Here is a 22,583-nt window from a genome sequence, read left to right as displayed (position 1 = left end):
TCACCTCTGCCCGTAGTCGAAGATCACGGCGGGGTACGCGGGGCGCCGGCGGAGTTCGGCGTAGGCCTCGGCGGCGCGTTCCAGCGGGAGCCGGGGCAGCGCCAGCAGGTCGGGGCGGATGGCGCCGGTGGCGATGAGGTCGAGGGCGCGCCCCAGGTTCTCGGTGACGGTGCCCTCGCCCTCGGGCGCGGTGACCTCGCTGAGCCCCCGGGCGTAGGAGGGGTCCCGGTATCCGGCGCCGCAGCGGGCCGCGTACCGGATGTCCAGGTTGCCCAGCTCGACGCTGAAATCGACCCGCGCGGCGAACCGGCCCACCCCGACCAGCCGGGCTCTGCCGGGCGCGTGGTCCGCCCAACGGGCCGCGGCGGCCACGGTGTCGCCCGCCTCGCCGGTGACGCACAGGAACACGCAGCGCCCGCCCGTCGCCGGTGCCTCCGGGTCGGCGGGGAAGTCCCGCCCGATGTGGGTGTCAAGGCCGAGGGCGGCCGCCGTGCGGGTGCGGTCAGGACGCAGGTCGAGAACGGTGGTCCGGTGGCCCCGGGCGGCGGTGATCTGCGCGACCAGCAGGCCGACCATCCCGGCCCCGACGACCGCGCACTCGTCGCCGGGTCCCAGCCCGGCCCGGTCCACGGCGTGCACGGCGGTGGCCGCGAGGTTGGCCACCACGGCGTCCGCCAGCTCCATCCCGTCCGGCACCGGCCGACACAGCCGGTACGGAACGACGACGACGTCACCGTGGGTGGCCTCGCCCCAGCCCATCGCGGTCACCCGGTCCCCGACCGCGAACCCGGGTGCGTCGGGGCCGACCGCCTCGACCACCCCGGCCGAGCAGTACCCGAGCGGAAAGTCCTGTGCCGTATCGGCGAAACGGTCCAGGTAGTGCAGTTCGGTACCGGGACTGACCAGGCTGTGGGCGGCGCGAATCCGCAACTCCCCGACGCCGGGCGGCCCGGCCCGCCACTCCTCGACCCGGGGCAACGGCAGCCCCCCGGCGAGCAGCCGCCGCGACGGCAGATGAACGGCGTTGACCACCGACGTCACCGCCCCTCCCCACGCGAGCCGGAACCGGAGTCACCGGCGGACCCGGCGGTGCCGGTCGCGGGGTCGGCCGGGGCGGCGGGCGCACCCGAGGTACCCGAGGCACCCGAGGTGCCCGAGGTGCCCGAGGTGTCCCCGCTCCCCGGTGGCTCCGCCTTCCCCGAGGCGTCCGGTGCGGCGATCCAGCGCTCGTCCGGGATGATGTCCAGCTCCTCGCGGTGGCCCGGGATGGGGCCGAGGGGGATGACCTTGTCGGCGCGTTCGTAGGAGGCGCGGCGGTTGCGTTTGCGTTCCAGGCCGAGGTTGAGGCCGCGCAGTTCGACGGGTTGCACGGACAGCAGCTCGTGCTCCAGGGCCGCGGAGACCGCCTCGGTACCGGCCCGGGTGCGGACGAACACCCGCCCGTGCTTGCTGTGTTCGGTGCGGTCGACGCTCGCGGCGAAGATGTTCGGGTCGCCGTCGCTGACGCTCACGTCGGCGAGCCCGGACATCCAGTCGCCGCAGGACAGGCAGCGGTGCGTCTTGTTGCCCGCGAAGTCCCGCACCGCCTGCCAGAAGGGGACGACGTGCCGCTGACCGTCGTCGGTGCTGACGGCGATGTCACCGGGGTACTCGCCCTCCCGGTAGCGCAGCCGCACCACCGAGTCGGCGGGGACCAGCGCCCGTTTCTCGATCATCGAGCGGGTGCCCTCGGGCAGGGTGCTGGAGGAGCACGCCGGTTCCATCATGAGGACGACGTGGTCCCGGGCCCAGCGGCCCGCGTCGGTGTCCATGCCCTGGAGCTTGCGCATGGCCTGCATGTGACAGGCGACGCCGGTGAGGGCCACCTTGGCGTCGGGTTCCTCGTCCATCACCTGCCGCAACGCACAGAGGTACGGGGCGAGTTGGTAGGTCGACTGGGCGGTCTCGGTCAGTGCGGCCGGGTCCCGCACCAGCGCCGGCGCGGCCCGCCACGGCTCGTCGGGGTCACGTCCCATCGACAGGACGACGTCGACGTCGAGGGCGACCAGGGCGGTGTGCAGCAACGTCGTGAGGCTGCCGCCGCTGGCGGAGGCCTCGTAGACCGCGGGGATCAGCGAGTGCCCGGCGAGCACCTCGGAGAAGACGCCGGTCCAGCGTTCCTCGGGGGTGCGGGTGCGGCCGAAGAGGCGGTCCTCGGAGACGGGCGTCTGCGGGTCGGCGCCGGGGCAGACGTCCAGGCAGTCGGTGCAGGACCCGCAGTCGGACTCCGTCCAGGACGGTTCCGTCAGCACCGGGGCGAGCCCGTCGAAGCCGATGACATGCGGCGGGCAGGCCAACTGGCAGGCCCCGCACACCGTGCACAGGTCATTGTCCAGAACGTCCTTGGTCAACTGCTCGAAGCTCATCGCCGCCCCTCCCCGGCACCGTCGGCCGGCTGACGGTCCGCCGCCCCGAACGCCTCGGTGAGGCCGGTGACCAGGACGTGGTACTCGCTCTCGGTCAGCAGCGCGGGCGGCACGATCTTCAGGGTGGCGCCCTCGGGCCCCCCGCCGAACAGCAGCAGCCGTCCGCGCAGGGCGGCCTCCCGCACCGCGCCGGCCAGCGCCGGATCGGGCCGCCCGGCGCGGACACAGTCGACGGCGGCCAGCGCCCCGGCCGTGCGCACCCGGCTCAGCCAGGGATACGTCTTCGCCAGCCGCGCCAGATCCTCCGCGAGCCGCGCGCCCAACACCCGTGCCCGAGCGGGCAGTTCCTCCGCGACGACGGTCTCCAGAACGGCGACGGCGGCCGCGCAGCTCACCGGGCTCCCGGAGAACGTGGACGTCTGCACCCCCGCGGGCAGCGCGTCCAGCACCGCCCGCTCCCCGACGACCGCGCCGATCGGGAAGCCGTTGCCGAGCGTCTTGCCCACGAGGGTCAGATCGGGGGTCTCGGTCATCAGCTCGGCGGTGAACAGCCGTCCCGCGCGCCCGAGTCCGGTGTAGATCTCGTCCAGGACGAGCAGGGCGCCCCGGGCGTGCGCGGCCCGCGCGATGGCGTCGAGCAGGGTGGGCGGCACGATGAGGAGACCCTCGGTCACCTGGATCGGCTCCAGGACGACGGCGGCCGTTCCGCCCAGGGCGTCGGCCCGGTCCAGGGCTGCTTCGAGGCCGGCCAGGAACGCGGCGCGCTCCTCGGGGCCGACGGCGTCGCGGAGTTCGGGCAGGTCGGCGGTGACGACGGCGTCCGGGTCGAGGGCGCTGTACGCCTTGAACTCCGCCCGCCAGGTCAGGCCCAGAGCACCGGCGGTCTTGCCGTGGTAGCCGTGGGTGAAGCCGACCACCGCGCGCTTCCCGGTGGCCGCGCGGGCGATCTTCAGCGCGCTCTCGACCGCTTCCGCGCCGGTCACCGTGGGCAGCACGGCGGGCGTCCGGTAGGGGGACAACTCCCCTAACCTGCGCACCAGTTCGGCCCGCGCGTCGGAGCCGAGCTTGCAGCCGGTGTGCACGAGCTTGCCGAGCTGTACGGTGGCCGCCGCGACCACGGCGGGGTGCTGGTGGCCGAGGGTCGCCGCGCCGCTGCCCGACGTGCCGTCGAACCACGCGGTGCCGTCGGCGGTCCGTAACCAGGGCCCCTGCCCGGTGTGGAACTCGGGCCCCAGGGTCGTCCCGGTGGACCGCGCCTCCGCCACGGCCCGCTCCCGCACCGCCTTCTCGTCCGGAGCGGTCTGCTCGTCCGCTGTCTTCGCGTGGGTGCTGTTCATCGCTGTATGACCTCGGTGATCGTCGCGCCGACGGCACGCTGTACCGCGGCGAAGTCGGGGAAGGACGTGCGGTGGCAGGCACCGCCGCAGACAGTGGTGCGGCCGGGCAGGCTGGTCGCCAGGGTGGCGGCGGCCATGGCGATGCGGTGGTCCTCGTAGCTGGGCACCCGGCCGGCCGTCAGCGGGGCGCCGCCGGTGACCAGGAGCCCGTCGTCGGCGGTCTCGATCCGGGCCCCGAAGGCGGTGGCCATGCCCGCCGTGGTGGCCAGCCGGTCGGTCTCCTTGAAGCGCAGCTCCTCGGCGCAGCCGATCCAGGAACGGCCGGGCAGCGTGGCGGCGACGACCGCGAGCAGCGGCACCTCGTCGATCAGCGCGTGCAGGGTGGCGGGGTCGTCGACGCGCACTTCCTTGACGCCCCCGGTGCCGCCCCGGACGACGATCGTGCCGACGGGCTCCCCGCTGGAGCCGGTGCGCCGGTCGCGGTAGCGGATGTCGGCGCCTGCCCGGCGCAGCACGTCGAAGAAGCCGAGCCGGGTGGGGTTCAGACAGACGTCGGGCACGGTGAGTTCGCCGTCGCCCGCGAGCAGCTGCGCGGCGGCCGGGAACGCGGCGAGGGAGGGGTCGGCGGGCACGTCGATGACCGGCGGGACGGTGACGGGGCCGCCGCCGTAACGGACTTCACCGGCCGCCTCGGTCAGGTCCGCGCCGAACGCGGCGAGCATCCGCTCGGTGTGGTCGCGGGAGCGCACCGGGTGGCGCAGGGTGGCCGGGAGTCCGGCGGCGACGGCGGCGAGCAGCACGCCGGATCTCGCCTGGGCGCTGCCGACGGTGAGTTCGACGGTGCCGGGCCGGTGCACCGGGCCGCGCACCAGCACCGGGAGCAGTCCCGGCTCCCCCAAGTGGACGATGTCGGCGCCGAGTTGGGCCAACGGCTCGATGAGCCAGGACATCGGCCGGTGCCGCAGCACCTCGTCGCCGTCGACCACGGCCGGGAGCCCGAGCCCCGCGAGCACGCCGATGAGGAGCCGGGCGGCGGCGCTGGAACCGCCGGTCTCCAGGTAGGGCACGTCGTCCGGCCAGTGCGTGATGTCCGGGTGGGGGCGCCGTTCCTGGGGGACGACGGGGCCGCCCCGTTCGACCACGAGGGAGTCCGGGCCGGCGGTGATGCGGTACCCGAGGGCGCACAGGGCGGGGAGCAGCGCGCGGACCGCGCCGCCGAGGTTGGCGTTGCGGACGGTGAGGCGGGACGGGGCGCCGGGGAGCAGGGCCGCGAGCAGGGCGCGGTGGCTCACCGACTTGTCGCCGGGCACGGTGACGGAGCGGGCGGCGGCCGGGTGGGGTGACCGGCCGCCGTCCACCACGAGGTCGGCCGATTCGGTCTTCGGCCTGTCGAAAGGTGACGTCTGTGACACGCACATGCTCCGTAACGTGATCCGCTGCCTGCGGGAGAGCGGCGCGGCGGGAACGGCAGGGCCATGAGGAACGCGGGGGACGAGAAGAGACGCGGGGACGACGGGAAACGGGGCCTACGAGGAAGAGGGGGAAGAGGGGGCCTACGAGGAAGCGGGGGACGCGGACACGGCGGCGTCCGGGCACGACGAGCGACCCGCCCCGAAATGCCGGGGGCGGCTCCACCGAACGTGAACAGAAAGTGAACGATTACTGAGGTGCGGTTGCCCGGCGTTTTATCCGGTCGACGGAACCGGGGCCGGCCGTTCGATCCGTGGATCACCTCGCCGTGAGGCACTCATCGATTTCCACCTAGCGGAAAAGGTGGAGGCCTTGTCCCGGGCTGCACAGTGACGCTGATTGGTCGCAGAATTTTTCTCTCACGGGTCATGACTCCTGTCAACAGCCGACCGATGAAATGGGGTGTGCAAGCCGTTCGGCCGTCACCGTAGCGTGCGGCGTTTGCGGAGCGGAAGATCGCATTACCGGGGCATCGGAAATGACCCGGTGATCCCGTCCAGAATTCACCGGCGGAGATCGAGTCATGGTGGCTGAAAACCCCACCCGGGCGACCCGTCGACCCTGGGAGGCCCCCGACAAACGCCGAGATTTTGCCGGAATGTCCGATCGGGGCGGCCCCCTGGGCCCCCTTTTCGATCATGAAGAATCACGGCTCATTTCCGCCGATCATGGCCTCATGGATCTCATAGGTTTCTGCTATAGGGGTTATAGGGGTTCGTTGCCACCGTTGACACTGCAATCTCCACGGTGTGACAGTGGAGCTTGGTTTCCTGCCGGGGCTATGAGGAGACACGTGTCGAATCCATCGGTCGGAGATATTCTCACCCACGCCAAAGGAACGCCGGACACCCGGGCGTCGCCGTGGAGAAACCTCACCGTCATACGCGCGGCTCTGCGGGAACTCGGTCGGCCGATCTTCGGCCGGATCTTTTTATCGCCGGTCCGCAGAAAGAAACCGGTCACCGAAAGAAACCCGCCCGCGGAGAAACCCGTCCACGGAAAGGAACCGACCGGCCCCGCTCCACCGGCCGTGCTGTCCCTCGGTCGGCGACGGGGAGGCACGGCCGGAGCGGGTGCCGTGGAATCGGCCGGGTCAGTCGAAGAGGTCCTGCTCGTCCCGGAGGATCTGGTCGCGCAGGGGCTGGAAGTTGACCCAGCCGAAATCGTCGGTGCCGATGTCACGACGGGTCGCCGCCGCCGTCTCGTGGTCGATGTGCACCACCTTGCCGGCCGCCTTGGCCAGCAACTGCGCCTGGCAGGACCGCTCCAGGGTGACGAACCACCAGGCCGCCGCCTCCACCGACCGCCCCACGGTGAGCAGCCCGTGATTGCGCAGGATCACCGCCTTGTGGTCGCCCAGCGCACGGGCGATCCGGCGCCCCTCCGCCACCTCGTCGACCAGGCCGTTGTACTCCTCGTACAGACCGTGGTCCTCGTAGAACGCGCACGCGTCCTGCGTGATCGGCTCCAGTCTCTCGCCCAGCGCGGCCAGCGCCTTGCCGTACAGGGAGTGGCTGTGCGCCGCCGCGACCACCTCGGGGCGCGCGGCGTGGATCTGCGAGTGGATCGCGAACGCGGCCTCGTTGATGTCGTACCGGCCGTGCACCACCTCGCCCGCGGAGTTCACGAGCACCAGATCGCTGATCCGGATGTGCTTGAACGACATCCCGTACGGGTTCACCCAGAAGTGATCGGTGTGTTCGGGATCGCGCGCGGTGATATGGCCCGCGATTCCCTCCTCGAACCCGAACCTGCCGAAGAGGCGGAATGCGATGACCAGCCCCTCCTGTCGATGTCGCCGTTCTTCCGCGAGATCCTCGTACACCCGAGGTGTGCGCAGGGCCAGCTGCTCCCTCGGTATCGGTTTCAAATCGGCGAGACTCACTCGATCCTCCTACCGGAAGGTGATTCGGCGAAATCATCATGCCGTATACGTCCGCCGCCTGCCAGAGGGCCTCTGAAAATGATTGGCGCCGGTCAGGGCCCTGAAGGCGATCAACTGGCGTGAAATACGGTGTCGGCCCGAAATGATTCGGGATACGCTTCCGGCGCATTTTCGGGAAGGCGGCGCGCGTTTTCCACACCGCCGTTCCACGCCTGCCTATGGCCTGCCCATAGCTCTGCCCATAGACGTGCCCATAGGTCTTGTCCATAGGTCTGCCCGTACGCCTGTCCCTACGCGCCTGTCCATGCGTCTGAAATATGGGTAACGAAAAAACGAACAAGGGAGAACGCAGTGTCGCAATCGCCGCCCGCCCCGCATCTGATCCTGGTGGACGCGCCTCCCGGACCTGGAATGCCGGACATCCTCGGAGCCCTGAAAGGCGTGGCCCGCTGGAGCGTCGTCACCCTGCGCTGGGGCACGCCCGAGGACCAGGACCGGCGCGTGGAGCAGCTGGCGGCGCTCGGTCCCGTCCAGGTCATCGACCGTCCGGATCAGGCCATCGACGAGGTGCTCGCCCTCGCCGCCGGGAGCGACCCGGTGGACGGCGTGCTGGCCCTGAGCGAGCTGGTGAGCTACCACGCCGCCGTGGCCGCGGCCGCCCTCGGACTGCCGGCCAACCCGCCCGCCGCCAGCGCCCGGCTGCGCCGCAAGGACCTGCAACGCGAGGCGCTGCGCGCGGCCGGGGCGCCCTGTCCCCCGTTCGCCGTCGTCACCGACGAGGCCGAACTGCACGCCGCCGCGGAGCAGTTGACGTTCCCCGTGGTGCTGAAACCGGCCGTCGGCGTCGGCAGCCTCTGTGTGACCCGGGTGGCCGACCTGCCCGCGCTCATCGCCGCGTTCCGGCGGGCCGTCGGGATGCACGCGAGTGACCCGCGCGTCATCGGCGCACCCCGGGTGTTCGTCGTCGAGGAGGTCATCGAGGGCGCCAACTGGCACGGCGACGACCGCATGGGCACCCGGGTCAGCGTCGAGTCCCTGATCGACGACGGCACCGTGCACCACCTCGCCGTCACCGACAAGCTCCCGCTGGCGCCGCCGTTCCGCGAGGTCGGGGACGTGATGCCGTCCGGGCTGCCGCAGCCCCGGGTCGAGGAGATCCGGCGGGCCACCACCGACGCGCTGCGCGCCCTGGGCGTCACCCGGGGCGCCACCCACACCGAGCTGATGCTCACCGCCGCCGGCCCGGTCGTCATCGAGGTCAACGGCCGGATCGGCGGCGGCGTCTGCGAGTTGCTGCGCGCGGCGGCCGGCTACGACGTCGTCGCCCAGCTGGTCCGGCTCGCGCTCGGACAGTCGCCCGCCGCCCTGCCGGAGTTCCGGGGCCACGCCTTCTACTACACGCCGCAGCCGCCGCAGGGCGAGTACGAGGTCGTCGAGATCAGCGGCGAGGAGGAGATCGCCCGGCTCCCGGGGGTGCTGGAGGTGGTCCGCGCCAAGCGGCCCGGTGACCGGCTGGTCGCCGACGAGGGGACGATCGCGCATCCGTTCCGGGTGCTCGCCACCAGCGCGGACTTCAGCGACTTCTTCACCCGTCTGAAGGCGGTCGAGGACGCCATGACCCTGGAACTGGCCCCGCTGCCGGGGCCGTCCGGCGCGCGATGAGACAGTACGCGCGCCTCTTCGACCGACCGGGCCTCATGCGGGCCGAGTTCTTCTCGGTCCTGGGCCGGTTCGGCTATGTCGCGTGCGGGCTCGGCGCCCTCTTCCTGGGCACCGCCCGGCTCGGCATCGGCGTCGGCGGCCTGGGCGCGGGCGCGCTCGCGCTGGGGGTCGCGGTCGGCAGCCCGGTCGCGGGGCGGCTCAGTTCCCGTTACGGCACCTCGGCGGTCTACGCCACGATGGCCTGCGTCAGCGTGCTCGGCACCCTGCTGGCGCAGACCGGTGCGGGCGGCCGTTCCGTGCCGTCGTTCGTCGTCGGGTGCGGGGTCGTCGGCCTGACGACTCCGCCGATCGGCGCGGCCATGCGCGCCCTGTGGACCCGCTCGGGCACCCCGGACCAGCTGGGGGCGACGGCGAACTCGCTGGAGTCCGTGATCACGGAACTCCTCTTCGTCGTCGCGCCCCCGGTCACCGGCGTGCTGGCCGCCGTCCACCCCGGGCTCGCCCTGGCCGTCGCCGACGGCTGTGTGGTCGTCGGCGGGGTCGGCTTCGCGGGCACCCGGATCGTCCGCACCTGCCTGGGCCCCGACGCCGCTCCCCGGCGCCGCCGCACCGCCCGGGGGACGACGCTGCCGGTGCTGTGGCTGGTGGCCATCGGCGGGGTGACGGCGGCGGTGACCGGGGCGATGGACGTGACCGTGGTGGCGGTCCTCACCGACGCGGGCGACGCGCGGGCGGCGGGGTTCGTGCTGCTGGCGCCCGCGCTGGCGAGCGTGCTGAGCGGCATCGCCTACGGGCTGCTGCCCGCCGAAGGGGCGGCAGGGCGCCGCTTCGGCCGGCTGCTGCTCGTCTGGACCCCCCTCTTCGCGCTCGTCGCCCTCCCGTCAGATCCCTGGCTCCTCGCGGGCGCCCTCTTCCTCGCCGGTGTTCCGCTGGCCGCGATCGGGATCGAGGAGTTCCAGCTGCTCAGCCGGGTCGCCGGGTCCAGGGCCCGGTTGCAGGAGGTGTTCACCTGGGCGGGTTCCAGTGCGAACATCGGCGTCGCCTGCGGCAGCGCGCTGGGCGGCGCGGTCGCCGAACACGCGGGCAGTGCCGTCGGCGGCTGGATTCCGGCGGCCGCCGTGGCGACGGCCTGCGCCCTGTATTTCGCGGGTGCCCGTCACTTCCGCCGGGACCTGGCCCCCGCGACCGAAAGCCCGGCGAAATCAACTGTCGACACTCCTGGTCAGAGGTAGGAAATGGCCCATCCCCACATCCTGGTGCTCGCCGGGAACGCCCGCATTCTGGAGAAAGCGGCGAAGCTCGGCCTGCGCGTCACCAACTTCGAGAAACCCGGCACCTTCGACCCCCGAACCGTCCCCTCCTGCTCCCAGCTGCACCTCTTCGACTTCCAGAACATCCGGCTCGTCACCGAGCTGGCCCGCACCCTCCACGCCGCCGACCCGTTCACCCGGATCGTCACGCACAGCGAGATCGGCCAGGTCATCTCCGGCCACCTCACCACCACCCTGGGCCTGCCCGGCAACGGCCTCGACGTCACCCGCACCCTGCACAACAAACTCGCGCTGCGGGAACTCCTCAACGACAAGGGCCTCGGCCCCGTCCCCGTCGCCCGCCGCACGACCCGCGAGGACCTGGCCGCGTTCGTCGCCGCGCACGGCGGGGCGGTCGTCAAACCCCTGATGGGCTCGGGCAGCCTGGGCGTGCGCACGGTCCCCTCGGTCAACGAGGTCCCCGAGGTCTGGGAGTGGATCGACGCGCACGGCGTCGGCGAGTTCATGATCGAGGCCCTGCTCAACGGCGTCGAGCTGAGCGTCGAGACCTACTCCGACGCCGGCCGCCACACCGTCGTCGCGGTCACCGGCAAGGACACCAAGGACGGCGTGATCGAACAGGGCCACGTCGTCCCGGCGCCGCTGACCCCCCAGGACACCGCGACCGTAGGGGCGTTCACCTGCGCGGTCCTCGACGCGGTGGGCCTCGTGGACGGGGTCGCCCACACCGAGATCATGTTGACGGCAGGCGGCCCACGGGTCATCGAGTCCCACAGCAGGGCGGGCGGCGACCGCATCAGCAGGCTCGTCGAACTGGCCACCGGCATCGATCTGGAGGCCCTGCCCCTGCAACGGGCCGCCGACCCGGACTTCACCGTGCCGGTCCCGGTGCTGCGGTCGGCGGCCGCCGTCCAGTTCCTCGATGTGCCCCCGGGCCTGATCACCCAGGTCACGGGCGTCGAGGAGGCCGAAACGGCGGACGGGGTACGGGAGTTGAGTGTGCGGGCGGAGATCGGTGACGTCGTGCGGCCGGTGCAGTGGTCCGACGACCGACGCGGCCATGTCGTCGTCCAGGCGCCCACCGGCTCCGAGGCCGTGCGGCTGGCCCGGGAGGTCGCCGGGTCGATCACCGTGCGGACCACGCCGGTCGCGGAGGTGCCCGCGCCGACCATGCGGGAGGTCCTCGCCGGTGCCCATGAAGAGCTGGACCCGTTCTCATGACCGAGGCCTCCGTCACCACGGTCGAGGAACAACGCGCCCTGATCGCGGGCATGGACGCCACCATCGCCGCCCTGCTGCGTCAACGCGCGGCGGCGGCGCGCCGGTTGGGTGAGCTGCGGACCGTCATGGGGCACCCGCGCACCGAGTTGGCCTGGGAGAATGAGGCCCTGCGGCGCTACGGCGCCGAGTTGGGGCCGTTGGGTGTCCGACTGGGGCTGCTGCTCCTGGAGATGACGCGTGACACCCCGGACGGACCACCGAACGAAAGGAGCCGGAAGTGAGCACCGCACTCGAACTGCGCCAGGCGCACGTCACCGACCACCGCGCGATCGTCGAGAACGTCCAGCAGTGGTGGGGCGACTCCCGCACCCCCGAACAGGCCCGCGAACTGTCCCTCCTCCTGCCGAAGTTGTTCCTCCAGTTCTTCTCCGGCACCAGCCTGGTCCTGGAGGACGACACCGGCATCAGGGCGTTCCTCGTCGGCTTCCACTCCGCCGACAACGACACGGACGCCTACATCCACTTCGTCGGCGTCGACCCGGCCCTGCGCGGCCGGGGCCTGGCCCGCACCCTCTACACGGCCTTCTTCGAACACGCCGCCGAGTCCGGCCGCCGCGAGGTCCGCGCCATCACCTCCCCGGCCAACTCCGGCTCCATCGCCTTCCACCAGGCCATGGGCTTCACCCTCGAACCAGGCGACAAGGAGCTCAACGGCCTCCCGGTCCACCTCGACTACGACGGCCCCGGCCAGGACCGCATCTGCTTCCACCAAAAACTCCTCCCGAGGTAACCCCAAGCAGGAAGCCCCCCGGCGAGGACCCGGTGTACCTCCGGTTGGTTCCGCTCCACGTGATGGCGCTCAACACGCTGTGAGGGAAGAGCAGTTGGGCGGTTACGCCCCTCAGCCCGACACCAGCCGCAGCACCGCGCGATGGTCGGCGTCCCATCCGGCGAACTGCATGCTGAGCGCGCCCGGCCGGGACGTGGGCGGTGGCGGCGTGCCGCCGGCCTTGCAGGTGCCGGTGTTCACGCCGCTGAGGCCACCTTGGAAGAACAGAGTGGCGCCGCAGTTGCCTTTCATGACGCCGGAGGCCTGACCGCCGTCGGCGAGCGTCAGCTTGAAGTCGACGCTGTCGTCGGGCTTCACCTTGGTCAGGGAGAGGGTGCCGCCGTCCACGGCGATGTCGACGGGCCGGGAGACGGCGACCTCGCACGTGCCGTCCGCGCAGGCCGCGTACCGCGTGCCGTCGGCGGCGGTCAGCGGCGGCGCCGAAGTGACCGGCGCGCTGCGGGACATGCTGGGGCTCACGGATGCGCCGCTCCTGCTCGCGGAGGCGACGGCAGCGGACTCACCGGCGCCGGACGCGCCACGGTCGGCTGCGGAACCGCACCCGGCGACCAGCGACGTCACCAGCACAACTCCCGCCGCCAGCAGGCGAGTTCGCATGGACACCGGGAAGGAGGTGAGGGCATTCATGACAGGTCCGTCACGGGTGAGTCGGCCGGGCGGACCGAGAAGGGGCCCGCGTCCGGGTGGTCCGGACCGCGACGGCGCAGCACGAGGCGGCGGGCCACGACGAGCAGGGCGCCGAGCACGCCCGCGCCGATGACCCACGGCCGCCAGTCCGTGGCGGTGTGCCCGGAGACGGCGACGATCCTCCCCTCGCCCGGCACGGAGGTGATGCGGAGCGGCGTGAGGATGACGTCGTCCGCACTGAGCAGGTCGTTGTGGCGACGGAAGTCGTCCAGACCGCCCGTGTAGGACCGGCCGTGGGAGTCGATCAGCGCGGTGGCCTTGTCGGACCGGCGGGCCACGTACAGGGTGATCAACTCCAGCGACCCGTTGTCGTGCTTGACCAGGATGGACCGTGCGAAGAGCGTTCCGCCCTTCCCCGCGAAGTCCCGCACCGCGTGGTCGACTTTCCCGCTCGGGGAGCAGTCGGCGTCGGTGTCGCACCGGTAGGCGGAGAGCAGCGCGGTCTGCACCTGGTCGGGGGAGCCCCGGGAGGCGAAATTGGCGACCCGGTCCGCACTCGTCGCGCTGCCGCTGGCGAACATGTCGTTCTTGACGTCGGTCGATCTCGTGTACTCCTGGAACAGTTCCGAGGCCGACGTCTTCGGCGCCGACGCACCACACCCCGACGCCATCACCACCGTCACGGCGACGACCGCCGCGCACATTCCAGATCGGGCACGCATCGAACAGTTCCTCCGCAGATCTACTGAGAATGGGCACGGCTGCACGAAGTCGTCCGCTGGAACCGAGGGTGGCAGGTCGGCTCGGGAGGGGTCCCGGAGTCGCCAGGCAAGGTAGCCGTCAGGGTGGGAATCGCCATGAACTCCCTTTTGCCGCGCACGCCTTGGTAATGTGAAACGGCTCGCGTCCGCACGTTCCGGCAAGAATTCCCCCTCGCCCCGATAACAACGTGACCTGGGTGAGGGAAAGCCGTGGAACCGTCGCACCCCGGCGACCCGAGCCAGGTGGACCCCTATCGCATCCTGGCCCGGCTGGACGCAGGCGGAATGGGCGTGGTCCACCTCGGGAACACGGCCCCTCCCGCCGCCCGCCGTCCAGGTCGTGACCGGCGATGGCCCCCGGACATCGATTTCGGGATCGCCAGACCGGCGGACGCCACGACGATCACTCAGGTCGGCGCCGCCATGTCACTCTCCAAGCGCGGCAGCGCCCCCAAGCTGCCACATCTCATAGTTCCCACATTCGGCCGTGATCTCGGCCGTCGACCGAGCCGCGGTGACGAAGTCATCCACTACCGGCGAGGTGTGCGATACCGCCACCGCAAGGCACACCTGATCGGGCGCCAGATCCGGGACGGGCACATAGACGACGTCCGGATGCGAGGAGAACACGGACGCCGAACGCGCCAGGAAAGAAATGCCCCGTCCGGCCGCGACATGCTCAAGCGTCTCGTCCACCCCGCGCACCGGGTACCCGGCATTGGGGAGCGGGCGCCTGGTGGGCTGCGTGCTCGGGTCACCGTGCCAGAGCAGCAGTTCGCCGGCCAGGTCGGCCTCGGTGACCTCCTCCTTACCGGCCAACCGGTGCCCGGCGGGCAGTACCGCCACCCGCGGCTCGGTGTACAGCGGGGTGACGCGCAGCCCCGCCCCGTCGATGGGCAGCCGCACAAAGCCGACGTCGATCCGGCCGTCGAGCAGCATCGCGGCCTGCTCGTCCCCTTCGATCCGCTGCACGTCCACGACCACGTCCGGGTGCCGCTCCTCGAACGCACGGGCCGCCGGGGTGACGGCAACACCGGCCCGGAACCCGACCATCAGCCGCCGCTTGCCACCGGCGGCGGCGGACACCCGGCGGCGGAGCGCATGCGTCGAGGCGAGCAACGGACCGGCGTCGGCCAGCAGTTGCCGACCCGCGTCCGTCAGCTCCACTCCGTGGCGATCCCTGGTGAACAGCGAGGCGCCGAGATCCCGCTCAAGCGCGCGGATCTGCCGACTGAGCACCGGCTGCGCGATGTGCAGCTCATCGGCGGCCCGCCCGAAATGCAGCCGTTCGGCCACGGCGACGAAATAACGCAGTTTGCGCAGATCCAGATCCACATCCATAAAGACCCCCAGCCTGGTAATACCTCCAGGGTATCACCACAGCTCACATAGGTATTGGACGTCACTCGGACCCGATGGCAGCATAAAAACCAGGCACTCAAGGAAGCCGAAGTGAATTCGCCACAAGAATTCGACCTAGCCTCTCGTGCCGCATGACGCCATTGCATTATTACGCCGCTGCGTTATTACGCCGTTGCATTTACGGCACGAAAAGACCCTCCCCCTACCCTCACCAGGACCATCAGATGCGTGTATTCGTCACCGGCGGGACCGGCCATTCCGGTTCGTACATCATTCCCGAGCTGATCGCCGCCGGGCACGAGGTCACCGGCCTGGCCCGGTCGGACGCTGCCGCGACGGCCCTGTCCGCGCTCGGCGCGACCGTACGTCGCGGCGACCTCCAGGATCTCGACGGGCTCAAGGAGGCGGCCTCGGACTCCGACGGCGTCATCCACGTCGCCCACCGGCAGGATCTGCTGCACTCCGGCGGGCTGGACGCCGTGGCCGCCGCAGAGGTCCCGATCATGCTCGCGTACGGCGAGGCACTCGCGGGAACCGGAAAGCCGCTGGTCGCAGCGGGAAGCCGGCTCACCCGGGCAGCATCCGGGCCGGCCGGCCACCGAGGACGACCCGGCCCTCCCCGTAGGCGAGGAGCACAGGGGCACCCTGCGGGTCCGCAACGTCGTGGAAAGGACCGTTGTCGACCTCGCCGAGCAGGGGGTGCGGTCGTCGGTCGTGCGGATCGCCAACATCGCGCACAGCACGACCGATCGGGCGGGCTTCCTCCCCACGCTGATCGCGCTCGCGAAGGAAAAGGGGTTCGTCGGCTACCACGGCGACGGCGCGAACCTCTGGAACGCCGTGCACATCCGCGATGCCGCCACCTTGTTCCGCCTGGCGCTGGAGAAGGGACCGGCGGGCAGGTACTGGCACGCGGTCGGGGACGGCGGCATCCCGTTCCGCGAGATCGCCGAGGCCCTGGCAGCCCGCCTGGGCCTGCCCGCCGCGAGCGTTCCCGACGACGCCCTGATGACGCCGGGGTACTTCGGGTTCCTCACGCATATCGCCACGCAGAGCTACCCGGCGTCCCACCTCATCACCCGCCGGACCCTCGGCTGGGACCCCACCCGCCCCGGCCTGCTCGCCGACCTGGACAACGGCCACTACTTCCCCGCCCGCTGACGGCGGGAACCGGGACTTGACGAGCCCGGCAACCATCAACTTCGGCTCTTCTGAAGGACGTTGAGATCATGACGACTGTGGGATTCATCGGAAGCGGAAGCATCGGCAGGGCCCTCGCGCGACTCGCTGTCGAGTCCGGCCACCACGTGGTGCTCAGCAACTCGCGCGGTCCTGAGACGCTCGCGGACACGGCCGCGGAACTGGGGCCGCTGGCGTCCGCGGCGACGAGCGAAGAGGCCGCGAGGGCCGGTGACCTCGTCGTGGTCGCGGTGCCGGTCAGCGCCTTCCCTCACGTGCCCGCCGCGCCGCTGGCCGGGAAGACCGTCATCGACACCTGCAACTACGGCCCCGAGCGTGACGGGCACATCCCCGAACTCGACAGCACGGCCCTCACCTCCAGCGAGCTGCTTCTGCGGTACGCCCCGGACGCCCTGGTCGTGAAGGCGTTCAACACCATCTTCTTCAAGCACCTGCTGTCACTCGCCCGCCCGGCCGGGGCAACCGACCGCTCCTGCCTGCCGATCGCCGGAGACTCCGCATCGGCGAAGGCGACGGTGACGGAATTCATCGACTCCATCGGCTACGGCGTGGTGGACGCGGGAACGCTGGCCGACAGTTGGCGGCAGGCGACGGGCACGCCGGTGTGGGGAACACCGTACGGACCGTACTCGGACGAGAAGGGCCACCCGGCCGACGAGGACGCCATCCGCACAGCACTGGCCACCGCGACGCGGTAACCGTCTGAACGACGAACTGCCCTCCGCACAAGTCGAGTCGGCTCACGGGCAGCCCAGAAACGACGAAATCCCGTCCGATCGAACCGATCGGACGGGATTTCATGAACCGCTCACGAGCTAACTCGGGAACGACCATTGCGGTGGACCTGTGGGGATTTGAACCCCAGACCCCCTCGATGCGAACGAGGTGCGCTACCAGACTGCGCCACAGGCCCTTGCAACGAGTGAAACTCTAGCACCCCGATCGGCGTACCCGGAAATCCGTTCCGGGCCCTGCGGTCCAGGTGGGACGGGCCCGGCTACTCGTTGGCCGCGCGCGGCCGCTCGCCGTCCTCGTACTGGTCGAAGAGCGGTGTCCGGCCACGCTCCCGGGCCCGCCGCGCGGACGCCGCCCGGCGCGCGTCGCTGCGCCCGTCGTCGTCGGCCTTCTCCTCGTCAACGACGCCGGAGGCCCCGCCAGGCTCCTCGTCCTCGCCGGCGCACTCCTCCGGCGCGACGGCACTGGAACGAGCCGAACTCCACGCGTCCGGCGCCCCCAGATCCACGTCCTGCGTGGCACGGGGCGCCACCGGCGCGGTCACGTACGTCGGCAGGGGCACCGGCACCGGGTCCCAACTGTCGCCGTGCCCGGGCCTGCGCTGCCGTTCCCGCTGCTGATCGACCCACTCGGCGTGGTCGGTCTGCTCCACCAGCGCCCGCCGGTCCGCCGCCAGCGCGGAGAGCGAGGGGTCGGTCTCCGCCTCCGGCGCGTTCTCCGGCTCGTCGATGTCCGCCTCGACCACCGCGCGCCGACGCGGCTGCCGCTGCCGTTCCCGCAGCCGCTGCGCCGCGGCCTCGGCCTGCCGCCGGTCCATCTGGTAGGCGAACCGGCGCCGCTCCTGCGACCGCAGATGCGCGATGTAGGTACTGAGCAGAACGGCGGGCACCCCGGGCGCCCACAGGAACGCGAGGCCTCCGACGGCGGCGACGATCGCGCCGAGGGTGAAGGCGAGGAACAGCACCACGGTGGTGCGGCGACGGCGCGCGAGCACCTTCGTGCGCCGGGCGCGCGCGGCGGCGGCCTCTGCGGCGGGCGAACGCCGGGCGGGAGGAACGGGGTGCGGGGCGGCCTTGCCCCGGGGGTTGGTCGCGGGTCCGGCACCTTGGGCGGTCGCGGGGGCCGGGGCGGGCGCGTGGCTCGGAACGGGCGGGTGGCCCGGCGTGGGCTCCGGCGCGGGCGCCTGCTCGCGCGCCGGTTGTGCGCGTCCCTGCGCCGGTGCCCGTCCGTCGCCGCGCGCCTCGGCGCGCACATCGGCGCGGGCGCGCGCTCCGGCCGGGGGCATGGCGAAGGCCCGGACGTCCACCGCGTCGGTGGCGGTGCCCGGTTCGTCGGCGCCGGGCTCCCCCTCCTCGGCGGAGCGCGCCCGCAGGTCCTTGGCGTAACGGCGCTCCATGCCAGCCCGTCCGGACAGCAACCGGATGGCTGTGCTGAAGCGTTCCGTCGGACGGGCCTCGTTCAGCTCGTCCTGCCTACGGAGCCACATCGGCACCAAGTAGGCGGCCCAGGCCCCGACGATGACTGCGTAGATGAGGCCGCTGCTGCTCACGCCTCACACCGTAGAGGGGTTTGGCTGAAGCCATCCGCCAATTGAGTCGGTGTGTCGCACGATCTGGCTGATATTTCGAACTTTTTTTGTGATCGATCCGATCAGCTGCCTGCCGGGGTGGCGAAATTTAAGGACTTAAGCCGGTGCCTGGCCGACAAATTTCGAACACTTATTCAATTTATCGGTCTACGCGGGATTGCCCGGCGTGTTCCTGGACGGATTCGGGTCCGGGTAGGGGCTCGGCCCGTTGTGCTGCGCCGTGTCGCGGGCGGCGGTCCGCTGCGCACGGGACCGGTGCCAGCGGCTGAGCAGCCCCTCGGGGACCTCCTCCGCGGTGAGCGCGTAGACGAGGTGGTCGCGCCAGGCGCCGTCGATGTGGAGATAGCGGGGCCGCAGCCCCTCCTCCCGGAATCCGAGTTTCTCCACCACCCGGCGGCTGGGCCGGTTCTCGGGGCGAATGCAGACCTCGATGCGGTGCAGGCCGACGGTGCGGAAACAGTGGTCGACGACGAGCGCCACGGACGTCGGCATCACCCCGCGTCCGGCGACCGACTCGTCGACCCAGTAGCCGATGTGCCCCGAGCACATGGAGCCCCAGGTGATCCCGGCGACCGTCAACTGCCCGGCCAGGCGCCCCTGGTGCTCGATGACGAACGGCAGCATCCGGCCCGCGTGGGCCTCGGCGCGCAGGTGCCGGACCATCTGCCGGTAGGTCGGCCGGTGGGCGATCGGGCCGCTGGGGGTGGGCGGCGGGATGGTCGCCTCCCAGGGGCGCAGCCAGTCACGGTTGCGCCGGTTGACCTCGCGCCAGGGGCGCTGGTCACGGAGCTTTATCGGCCGCAGGACGAGGTCGCCGTCGGCGAGGACGACCGGCCAGGACGGGGTGTTCAGCTCGCACCCCCCTGGGCGGCACCGGGTCTCGGGTGGTCGGCGCCGCGCAGCTGGTCGACGGCGTGCGGCAACAGGGGCTCCAGGACGGTGAGTCCGTCCCGCACCCCGCCGGTGGACCCTGGCAGGTTGACGACGAGCGTGGCGCCCGCGACACCGGCCAGGCCCCGGGAGAGGGCGGCGGTGGGCGCCTTCTCGCGGCCGAACGCCCGGATGGCCTCGGCGATGCCGGGGACCTCGTAGTCGAGGACGCGGCGGGTCGCCTGCGGGGTGCGGTCGGTGGGCGAGACGCCGGTGCCGCCGGTGGTGACGACGACGTCGTACCCGGCCTCGACGGCGGCGCGCAGCGCGGTCTCGACGGGGTCGCCGTCGGGGACGACCCGGGGTCCGTCGACGGCGAACCCGAGCGCTTCGAGGCTCGCGGCGATCAGCGGGCCGCCCCGGTCCTCGTAGACGCCTGCGGCGGCGCGGTTGGAGGCGGTGACGACCAGCGCGCGGGGCGGCGACGCGGTCATGTCCGGCTCCAGTGGCCGGACCTGCCGCCCGTCTTCTCCTCCACGCGCACGTCCGTGATGACCGCTCCCTTGTCGACCGCCTTGACCATGTCGATCACGGTGAGCGCGGCGACGGAGACGGCGGTGAGGGCCTCCATCTCGACGCCCGTGCGATCCGTGGTCCGTACGGTGGCGAGGATCTCCACGGCGTCGTCCGCGACCGACAGATCCAGTGTCACACCGGCCACTGACAACGGGTGGCAGAGCGGGATCAGGTCCGGGGTGCGTTTGGCGCCCATGATGCCCGCGATGCGCGCGGTGGCGAGCGCGTCGCCCTTGGGGAGCCCTTCGCCGCGCAGCAGTTCGATCACCCGGGGGGAGACGAGCACCCGGCCGCTGGCACGGGCGGTGCGCGCGGTCACGTCCTTCCCGGATACGTCGACCATGCGGGCGGCGCCCGCCTCGTCGAGGTGGGTCAGTCGGTCCTGCGTGCTCATGGCGTGTGGCGCTCCCGGTCCGGGCGTGTTGTGCGCGACACGGTACCGCCAACTCGGCGCGGGCACCGGATCAGGACCGGCCGACGCTCACCCCGCGCGCGTGGCCTCAGCCGAGCAGGACGACCTCGACGTCGGTGCCGGGGTCCACGGACTCGACGTCCTCGGGAACGACGATCAGCGCGTCGGCCTGCGCGAGGGCGGCGACCAGGTGCGATCCGGCGCCGCCGACCGGGCGTACGCGGCCGTCGGCGTAGCTGCCGCGCAGGAACTGGCGGCGCCCCTTCGGGGAGGTCAGCGCCTTCTCGGCGTCGAGGGTGGCGCGGACGGTCGGGCGGTGGACGTCGTCGAGGCCCATCAGGGTGCGGATCGCGGGGCGGACGAACAGCTCGAAGGAGACGTAGGAGGAGACGGGGTTGCCGGGCAGGGCGAGCAGCGGGGTGTGGTCGGGGCCGATGGAGCCGAAGCCCTGGGGCTTGCCGGGCTGCATGGCCAGGCGCCGGAAGTCGATGCCGCTGCCCGCCTCGTCCGCGTCGCCGACGTAGGCGAGCGCTTCCTTGACGACGTCGTAGGCGCCGACGCTGACGCCGCCGGTGGTCACCATGAGGTCGGCGCGGACGAGTTGGTCCTCGATGGTGGAGCGGAGCGTCTCGGCGTCGTCGGGGACGGCGCCGACCCGGTAGGCGATGGCGCCGGCGTCGCGGGCGCACGCGGTGAGGGCGAAGCTGTTGGAGTCGTAGATCTGTCCGTCGCCGAGTCGCTCGTCGGGCGGGACGAGTTCGCTGCCGGTGGACAGGACGACCACGCGCGGGCGGGGACGCACGCGTACCGTGCCGCGCCCGATCGCGGCGAGCAGGGCGATCTGCGGCGGGCCCAGGACCGTTCCGGCGTCGAGGGCGCGGTCGCCGGAACGGGTGTCGCTGCCCTTCGCGCGGATGTGCGCGCGTGCCTCGGCCGCCCGGTAGACGTGCACCGTCTCGTCGTCGCCCAGGGGGCTCTGGCCGTGTGCGCGCATCCCGTCGACGGGGCCTTCGCCGAGCCCGCCGTCGGTCCATTCGACGGGGACGACGGTCTCGGCGCCGGGCGGCAGCGGGGCGCCGGTCATGATGCGGGCGGCCTGTCCGGCGCCGACCCGCACCAGGGCGGCCTGTCCTGCGGCGATGTCGGCGACGACGTCCAGGACGGCCGGGAACTCCTCGCTCGCGCCCGCGATGTCCGCGACCCGTACCGCGTAGCCGTCCATGGAACTGTTGTCGAACGGCGGCAGCGAGACCGGCACCGTGACGTCCTCGACGAGGACGCAGCCCTGGGCGTCGAGGAGGTTCAGCTCGATGGGTTCGAGGGGGCGCACGGTGGCGAGGATGTCCGCCAGGTGCTCCTCGACCGACCACAGGTGGTCAGGGCCCGCGATGCGGGGCGCGGCGCTGGTCAAGGTCGTTCCATCTCCTCGGCGACGTAGTGGCGGAGCCAGGTCCGGAAGTCCGGGCCCAGGTCCTCACGTTCGCATGCGAGTCTGACAATGGCCCGCAGATAGTCGCCTCGGTCGCCGGTGTCATAGCGGCGGCCCTGGAAGACGACGCCGTGCACGGGGCCGCCGATCTTCTCGTCCTGGGCGAGCTGCTGGAGGGCGTCGGTGAGCTGGATCTCGCCGCCTCGGCCGGGCTCGGTGGTGCGCAGTATGTCGAAGATGTGCGGGTCGAGGACGTAGCGTCCGATGACCGCGTAGTGGGAGGGGGCGTCGGCCGGTTCGGGCTTCTCGACCAGGCCGGTGACCTTGACGACGTCGCCGTCGCCGGTGGTCTCGACGGCGGCGCAGCCGTAGAGGTGGATCTGTTCCGGCGCGACCTCCATGAGGGCGATCACGCTGCCGCCGTGCTGTTCCTGGACCTCGACCATGCGGGCGAGCAGCGGGTCGCGGGGGTCGATGAGGTCGTCGCCGAGCAGGACGGCGAAGGGCTCGTCGCCGACGTGCGGGGCGGCGCACAGCACGGCGTGGCCGAGGCCGCGCGGGTCGCCCTGGCGGACGTAGTGCATGGTGGCGAGGTCGCTGGACTCCTGGACCTTGGCGAGCCGCGCGCGGTCGCCCTTCTTCTGAAGGGCGGACTCCAGTTCGTAGTTGCGGTCGAAGTGGTCCTCAAGAGGGCGCTTGTTGCGCCCTGTGATCATGAGAACGTCGTCGAGACCGGCGGAGACGGCCTCCTCGACCACGTACTGGATCGCCGGCTTGTCGACGACCGGCAGCATCTCCTTGGGAGTGGCTTTGGTGGCCGGCAGGAACCGGGTGCCGAGGCCGGCCGCGGGAATGACAGCCTTGCTGATCCTGGGGTGCGACTGAGTCATGTCCGCAACCCTATCCGGTGCCTTGTTACGGA

19 protein-coding genes, 1 tRNA gene and 2 pseudogenes are annotated in these 22,583 nt (G+C 71.7%); 7 read left to right on the top strand and 15 right to left on the bottom strand.

Features of this window, described 5'->3' with window-relative positions; all coding sequences use genetic code 11:
- The 5 genes from ACIQOU_RS17600 to ACIQOU_RS17580 form a co-directional block, all read right to left on the bottom strand.
- Complete coding sequence (locus ACIQOU_RS17600; protein ID WP_401537613.1) at positions 1 to 1,041, bottom strand: hypothetical protein; 1,041 nt, start codon at positions 1,039 to 1,041, stop codon at positions 1 to 3.
- Positions 1,038 to 2,405 carry a Coenzyme F420 hydrogenase/dehydrogenase, beta subunit C-terminal domain gene (locus ACIQOU_RS17595; RefSeq protein WP_401537612.1) on the bottom strand — a complete coding sequence of 456 codons (1,368 nt, stop codon included), beginning with the start codon at positions 2,403 to 2,405 and terminating at the stop codon, positions 1,038 to 1,040. The genes ACIQOU_RS17600 and ACIQOU_RS17595 overlap by 4 nt, the downstream gene beginning before the upstream one ends.
- Positions 2,402 to 3,742, bottom strand: coding sequence for an aspartate aminotransferase family protein (locus tag ACIQOU_RS17590; RefSeq protein ID WP_401537611.1), 1,341 nt, complete (start codon positions 3,740 to 3,742; stop codon positions 2,402 to 2,404). Before ACIQOU_RS17590 ends, ACIQOU_RS17595 begins: the two co-directional genes overlap by 4 nt.
- Positions 3,739 to 5,160 carry a 3-phosphoshikimate 1-carboxyvinyltransferase gene (locus ACIQOU_RS17585; RefSeq protein ID WP_401537610.1) on the bottom strand — a complete coding sequence of 474 codons (1,422 nt, stop codon included), beginning with the start codon at positions 5,158 to 5,160 and terminating at the stop codon, positions 3,739 to 3,741. Before ACIQOU_RS17585 ends, ACIQOU_RS17590 begins: the two co-directional genes overlap by 4 nt.
- 1,145 nt (positions 5,161 to 6,305) lie before the next feature.
- On the bottom strand, positions 6,306 to 7,097 hold the full coding sequence (locus ACIQOU_RS17580) for a class II aldolase/adducin family protein (protein WP_401537609.1): 792 nt from the start codon (positions 7,095 to 7,097) through the stop codon (positions 6,306 to 6,308).
- Positions 7,098 to 7,448: 351 nt separating this feature from the next.
- Between ACIQOU_RS17580 and ACIQOU_RS17575 the strand changes: the two genes are divergently transcribed.
- From ACIQOU_RS17575 to ACIQOU_RS17555, 5 genes are read left to right on the top strand one after another with little or no spacing between them, the layout of a single operon-like run.
- Positions 7,449 to 8,759, top strand: coding sequence for an acetyl-CoA carboxylase biotin carboxylase subunit family protein (locus ACIQOU_RS17575; RefSeq protein ID WP_401537608.1), 1,311 nt, complete (start codon positions 7,449 to 7,451; stop codon positions 8,757 to 8,759).
- Entirely contained in the window at positions 8,756 to 9,991 is a 1,236-nt protein-coding gene (locus ACIQOU_RS17570) for a hypothetical protein (RefSeq protein ID WP_401537607.1), read from the top strand. Before ACIQOU_RS17575 ends, ACIQOU_RS17570 begins: the two co-directional genes overlap by 4 nt.
- A gap of 3 nt (positions 9,992 to 9,994) precedes the next feature.
- Positions 9,995 to 11,251 (top strand): ATP-grasp domain-containing protein, encoded by a 1,257-nt coding sequence (locus ACIQOU_RS17565; protein WP_401537606.1) that lies wholly within the window; start codon positions 9,995 to 9,997, stop codon positions 11,249 to 11,251.
- Positions 11,248 to 11,532 (top strand): hypothetical protein, encoded by a 285-nt coding sequence (locus ACIQOU_RS17560; RefSeq protein ID WP_401537605.1) that lies wholly within the window; start codon positions 11,248 to 11,250, stop codon positions 11,530 to 11,532. The genes ACIQOU_RS17565 and ACIQOU_RS17560 overlap by 4 nt, the downstream gene beginning before the upstream one ends.
- Positions 11,529 to 12,041, top strand: a complete 513-nt coding sequence (locus ACIQOU_RS17555) for a GNAT family N-acetyltransferase (protein ID WP_401537604.1) — start codon at positions 11,529 to 11,531, stop codon at positions 12,039 to 12,041. Before ACIQOU_RS17560 ends, ACIQOU_RS17555 begins: the two co-directional genes overlap by 4 nt.
- 111 nt (positions 12,042 to 12,152) lie before the next feature.
- Here ACIQOU_RS17555 and ACIQOU_RS17550 read toward each other — a convergent pair whose 3' ends face one another.
- From ACIQOU_RS17550 to ACIQOU_RS17540, 3 genes are all read right to left on the bottom strand, one after another.
- On the bottom strand, positions 12,153 to 12,728 hold the full coding sequence (locus ACIQOU_RS17550) for a hypothetical protein (protein WP_401537603.1): 576 nt from the start codon (positions 12,726 to 12,728) through the stop codon (positions 12,153 to 12,155).
- A complete protein-coding gene (locus ACIQOU_RS17545; protein ID WP_401537602.1) occupies positions 12,725 to 13,450 on the bottom strand; it encodes a hypothetical protein in 726 nt (241 codons plus the stop codon). The genes ACIQOU_RS17550 and ACIQOU_RS17545 overlap by 4 nt, the downstream gene beginning before the upstream one ends.
- A 465-nt stretch (positions 13,451 to 13,915) precedes the next feature.
- Positions 13,916 to 14,824 carry a LysR family transcriptional regulator gene (locus ACIQOU_RS17540; protein ID WP_401537795.1) on the bottom strand — a complete coding sequence of 303 codons (909 nt, stop codon included), beginning with the start codon at positions 14,822 to 14,824 and terminating at the stop codon, positions 13,916 to 13,918.
- A 251-nt stretch (positions 14,825 to 15,075) separates the two neighbouring features.
- On the opposite strand from ACIQOU_RS17540, the pseudogene ACIQOU_RS17535 reads away from it, so the two are divergent.
- Positions 15,076 to 16,012: pseudogene (locus ACIQOU_RS17535) on the top strand (SDR family oxidoreductase).
- 41 nt (positions 16,013 to 16,053) lie between these two features.
- Positions 16,054 to 16,749, top strand: a pseudogene (locus ACIQOU_RS17530) (NADPH-dependent F420 reductase); the annotation flags it as partial.
- A gap of 141 nt (positions 16,750 to 16,890) precedes the next feature.
- On the opposite strand, the gene ACIQOU_RS17525 reads toward ACIQOU_RS17530, so the two are convergent.
- From ACIQOU_RS17525 to galU, 7 genes are all read right to left on the bottom strand, one after another.
- Positions 16,891 to 16,964: transfer RNA gene (locus ACIQOU_RS17525), tRNA-Ala, on the bottom strand.
- An 84-nt stretch (positions 16,965 to 17,048) separates the two neighbouring features.
- Entirely contained in the window at positions 17,049 to 18,335 is a 1,287-nt protein-coding gene (gene glpR / locus ACIQOU_RS17520) for a gephyrin-like molybdotransferase receptor GlpR (protein WP_401537601.1), read from the bottom strand.
- 186 nt (positions 18,336 to 18,521) lie between these two features.
- Positions 18,522 to 19,226, bottom strand: a complete 705-nt coding sequence (locus ACIQOU_RS17515; protein WP_401537794.1) for a GNAT family N-acetyltransferase — start codon at positions 19,224 to 19,226, stop codon at positions 18,522 to 18,524.
- Positions 19,223 to 19,738, bottom strand: a complete 516-nt coding sequence (locus ACIQOU_RS17510; RefSeq protein ID WP_401537600.1) for a molybdenum cofactor biosynthesis protein B — start codon at positions 19,736 to 19,738, stop codon at positions 19,223 to 19,225. The genes ACIQOU_RS17515 and ACIQOU_RS17510 overlap by 4 nt, the downstream gene beginning before the upstream one ends.
- On the bottom strand, positions 19,735 to 20,214 hold the full coding sequence (gene moaC / locus ACIQOU_RS17505; protein WP_401537599.1) for a cyclic pyranopterin monophosphate synthase MoaC: 480 nt from the start codon (positions 20,212 to 20,214) through the stop codon (positions 19,735 to 19,737). The genes ACIQOU_RS17510 and moaC overlap by 4 nt, the downstream gene beginning before the upstream one ends.
- A 106-nt stretch (positions 20,215 to 20,320) precedes the next feature.
- Positions 20,321 to 21,643 carry a gephyrin-like molybdotransferase Glp gene (gene glp, locus ACIQOU_RS17500; RefSeq protein WP_401537598.1) on the bottom strand — a complete coding sequence of 441 codons (1,323 nt, stop codon included), beginning with the start codon at positions 21,641 to 21,643 and terminating at the stop codon, positions 20,321 to 20,323.
- Positions 21,640 to 22,551, bottom strand: coding sequence for a UTP--glucose-1-phosphate uridylyltransferase GalU (gene galU / locus ACIQOU_RS17495; RefSeq protein ID WP_401537597.1), 912 nt, complete (start codon positions 22,549 to 22,551; stop codon positions 21,640 to 21,642). Before galU ends, glp begins: the two co-directional genes overlap by 4 nt.
- Between the last annotated feature and the right edge of the window lie 32 nt (positions 22,552 to 22,583).

Origin of the sequence: Streptomyces sp. NPDC091279 (assembly GCF_044757465.1) — a bacterium.
Lineage (GTDB): Bacteria > Actinomycetota > Actinomycetes > Streptomycetales > Streptomycetaceae > Streptomyces.
Note: the sequence above shows the minus strand (reverse complement) of the source record. Positions and strands in the feature narration are given on the sequence as shown.

Bases quoted from the DNA above. Each gene is read 5' to 3' on its own strand.
- ACIQOU_RS17560 (WP_401537605.1), top strand. From the start codon at position 11,248: ATGACCGAGGCCTCCGTCACCACGGTCGAGGAACAACGCGCCCTGATC.
- ACIQOU_RS17510 (WP_401537600.1), bottom strand. From the start codon at position 19,738: ATGACCGCGTCGCCGCCCCGCGCGCTGGTCGTCACCGCCTCCAACCGC.
- ACIQOU_RS17550 (WP_401537603.1), bottom strand. From the start codon at position 12,728: ATGAATGCCCTCACCTCCTTCCCGGTGTCCATGCGAACTCGCCTGCTG.
- ACIQOU_RS17545 (WP_401537602.1), bottom strand. From the start codon at position 13,450: ATGCGTGCCCGATCTGGAATGTGCGCGGCGGTCGTCGCCGTGACGGTG.
- ACIQOU_RS17585 (WP_401537610.1), bottom strand. From the start codon at position 5,160: ATGTGCGTGTCACAGACGTCACCTTTCGACAGGCCGAAGACCGAATCG.
- moaC (WP_401537599.1), bottom strand. From the start codon at position 20,214: ATGAGCACGCAGGACCGACTGACCCACCTCGACGAGGCGGGCGCCGCC.
- ACIQOU_RS17595 (WP_401537612.1), bottom strand. From the start codon at position 2,405: ATGAGCTTCGAGCAGTTGACCAAGGACGTTCTGGACAATGACCTGTGC.
- ACIQOU_RS17570 (WP_401537607.1), top strand. From the start codon at position 8,756: ATGAGACAGTACGCGCGCCTCTTCGACCGACCGGGCCTCATGCGGGCC.
- ACIQOU_RS17565 (WP_401537606.1), top strand. From the start codon at position 9,995: ATGGCCCATCCCCACATCCTGGTGCTCGCCGGGAACGCCCGCATTCTG.
- galU (WP_401537597.1), bottom strand. From the start codon at position 22,551: ATGACTCAGTCGCACCCCAGGATCAGCAAGGCTGTCATTCCCGCGGCC.
- ACIQOU_RS17590 (WP_401537611.1), bottom strand. From the start codon at position 3,742: ATGAACAGCACCCACGCGAAGACAGCGGACGAGCAGACCGCTCCGGAC.